This window comes from Pedobacter sp. 01T416_2, assembly GCF_056398925.1.
In genome coordinates this window covers 1-3,026 of record NZ_JBFTQI010000715.1, presented here as the reverse complement: position 1 = coordinate 3,026, position 3,026 = coordinate 1, and the positions used below count along the sequence as shown (strand labels likewise).

Here is a 3,026-nt window from a genome sequence, read left to right as displayed (position 1 = left end):
ACCGTTGGCTTTGCAAAATCGACGGTGGCATTTCTTGCACAGGTTAGTACGAAAGCCGTTTTTCCCATCGCCGGACGTGCAGCAATAATTACTAAATCCTGCTTTTGCCAACCACCAGTTATTCTATCTAGTCCCGTAAAACCAGTTGGCACACCAGTTAAACCATCGGTTTTGGTACGAAGCTCTTCAAGCGTAGCTAACGATTGTTTAATGATATCATCCATTTTCTGTGTATCTCTACGCAGGTTATTCTGGGCAATTTCGAAAAGTCCTTTTTCTGCCTGATCTAAGAGATCGAAAATATCAGTCGTATCTTCGTAGGCGTTTGTAATAATTTCGGTTGAGATCCTGATCAGTTCACGCTGAATATATTTCTGAGAAATAATACGTGCGTGAAACTCAATATTCGCTGCTGATGCAACTCTATTGGTTAAATTGGTAATGTAGTAGGCGCCACCAACCATTTCTAAAGAGCCTAACGTTCGCAGTTCTGCCGTTACTGTTAAGATATCAACGGGGCGCGATTTTTGAAATAGAATATGAATCGCTTCAAAAATTTTCTGGTGGGCAATGTTATAAAAAACCTCTGGTTTCAAAACATCAATTACAGCAGAAAGCGCATCTTTTTCGAGCATTAACGCTCCAAGAACTGCTTCCTCAAGATCTAATGCCTGAGGGGGAATTTTCCCCTGTGAACTTATAGTATTACTTAACCTGCTTTTTCTAGCAGTTATACTGTTCTTTCCGCCTTGTTCATTATCGATACTCATTCCACAAAAGTAATCAAATTTTGATGCGGTTGTTCGAATTAGTTACTAGCTGTTTGTTAACAAATTGAAGCATAATCAGATTAAATTTTATTGGATTTATGATGCCATATAAATTTTTAAACAATTAAATGTTAATAAGGCGCACATTGTTTAGGGCTAAAACATTTTATTTGAATACTTTTGCCTAACAATTTCAAAACATGGATAATTTTAGAAGACCGCAACGCGCAAAAGAGAATAATGAGTTTGTATTCGGCATCAGGGCTGTAATAGAAGCCGTTAAAGCAGGAAGAGACATTGAAACCATTTACCAGCAACGCGGTCTGGGCGGTGAACTTTTTTTAGAATTAAAAGCCCTTCTAAAAGATACTTTGATTCCCTTAAATTCGGTTCCAATCGAGAAGCTGAACCGGATGTCGCAGAAAAACCATCAAGGTGTAATTGCGGTTATTTCGCCGATTACCTACCAGAATATTGAAGACATTATTCCAACCGTTTTCGAAAAAGGTGAGGTTCCATTAATTTTGGTTTTAGATAGCGTTACCGATGTGCGTAACATGGGTGCGATTGCACGTACGGCCGCCTGTGTAGGGGTGCATGCCATTGTAGTTCCTTTAAAAAATGCTGCGCAGATCAATGCTGATGCCATTAAAACCTCGGCAGGTGCCTTATTCAGTATTCCGATTTGTCGCCATGCTAACCTGCACAAAACCTGTTTGTTTCTACAAGAAAGTGGTTTGCAGGTTGTAGCCTGCACCGAAAAAACCAGTGATTTTATTTATGCGCCAGATTATACCATGCCTACGGCAATTGTAATGGGATCGGAAGATGAAGGAATTTCTAACGATCTTTTAAGGGTAGCCGATCACCTGGCTAAAATACCAATGGCCGGAAAAATCGAATCGTTAAATGTTTCTGTTGCTGCTGGGGTAATATTATATGAGGCCGTTAGACAAAGAACAGTTTAGGTAAGCGGGTTAATAATATCAATAGCTATTAGCTTCATCCCATCGCGCTTCGTCTTCCTAAACTTTTTTTAGGATCTTACGCAAGGGGTAAGATGGAAAATATAAAATGGATGATGAAAACTATGTTACATCATCCATTTTACATTTCATGTATCTATTAAATGAATTTATTTCCAAATCTTGATTTAACTTCGGCTACAAATTCTTTAACCTTTTGTTCTTCATTTCTTGGGCAGATCATTAGCATATTATTGTTTTCCACAACAATGTAATCGTGCAGCCCCTGTAGGATAACCAATTTATCTTCTGGAACATTTACCATACAGTTTGATGAATCGAACATCAGTACCTGTTGTGACGGGATAACGGCATTACCCACATAATCTTTCTCTGCCATCTCATAAATAGAGGCCCAGGTTCCTAAATCAGACCAGCCGAAATCAGATGGAAGTACGTAAACATTTTCTGCTTTTTCCATAATCCCAAAATCTATTGAAATGTTGGTGCATTGGAAATAAGCATTATTGATAAAATCTTTTTCGCCAGCTTTATTCAACTCAGATCTGCCGATATTAAATATCTCGTACATGTCTGGAAGGTGTTTCTCGAAAGCATTCAGTATCGCCTTGGCCGACCAGATAAAGATCCCTGCATTCCACAAGAAATCGCCACTTTGCAAGAATGATTTTGCCAATTCTAAATTTGGCTTTTCGGTAAAGGTTTTAACTTTATGCAGATCAGTATCGGTGTTGAGCACGTAATCTGTATGCTGAATATAACCGTAACCTGTATCCGGGCGGTTTGGTTTAATACCCAAAGTGATTAAACAATCATTTTTCGAGGCAGCCTCTAAAGATTGCCCAATAGATGCTATAAAGCCATCAATATCTGCGATGGTATGATCAGAAGGAGCAACAACAATCGTTGCATTAGGGTTTAACTCGGCAATTTTTAAACTTCCATAAGCAACACAAGGGGCTGTATTTCTCATTAAAGGCTCAGCCAAAATCTGGTTATCTGTTAATTGCGGTAATTGCTCTTTAATTAAATCTGAATAAATTTCGTTGGTAACGATAAATATATTTTCAGGAGGACAGATGTTTAGGAATCTTTCGTAAGTACTTTGAATCAGGGTTTTTCCAACACCGAAAAAATCGATAAACTGTTTTGGATATTCCGTTCTGCTTACTGGCCAAAAGCGACTTCCGACGCCACCGGCCATAATTAATGCATAATAATCTTTATTCATTTTTTATTTTAAAAATTACACTATGCCTTCGTTAAGGAG

Annotated in this window: 3 protein-coding genes; 1 reads left to right on the top strand and 2 read right to left on the bottom strand. The window is 38.3% G+C overall.

Translation table 11 applies throughout. The features are described from left to right. The coding region (locus AC1DPQ_RS22945) for a replicative DNA helicase (RefSeq protein ID WP_477610985.1) at positions 1 to 770 on the bottom strand (770 nt) is incomplete at its 3' end. Between the two features lie 200 nt (positions 771 to 970). On the opposite strand from AC1DPQ_RS22945, the gene rlmB reads away from it, so the two are divergent. Beyond that, positions 971 to 1,738 carry a 23S rRNA (guanosine(2251)-2'-O)-methyltransferase RlmB gene (rlmB, locus tag AC1DPQ_RS22940; RefSeq protein ID WP_477584723.1) on the top strand — a complete coding sequence of 256 codons (768 nt, stop codon included), beginning with the start codon at positions 971 to 973 and terminating at the stop codon, positions 1,736 to 1,738. Positions 1,739 to 1,895: 157 nt separating this feature from the next. Here rlmB and AC1DPQ_RS22935 read toward each other — a convergent pair whose 3' ends face one another. Beyond that, positions 1,896 to 2,987 (bottom strand): mannose-1-phosphate guanylyltransferase, encoded by a 1,092-nt coding sequence (locus AC1DPQ_RS22935; RefSeq protein ID WP_477584722.1) that lies wholly within the window; start codon positions 2,985 to 2,987, stop codon positions 1,896 to 1,898. Positions 2,988 to 3,026 lie beyond the last annotated feature (39 nt).

Bases quoted from the DNA above. Each gene is read 5' to 3' on its own strand.
- AC1DPQ_RS22935 (WP_477584722.1), bottom strand. From the start codon at position 2,987: ATGAATAAAGATTATTATGCATTAATTATGGCCGGTGGCGTCGGAAGT.
- rlmB (WP_477584723.1), top strand. From the start codon at position 971: ATGGATAATTTTAGAAGACCGCAACGCGCAAAAGAGAATAATGAGTTT.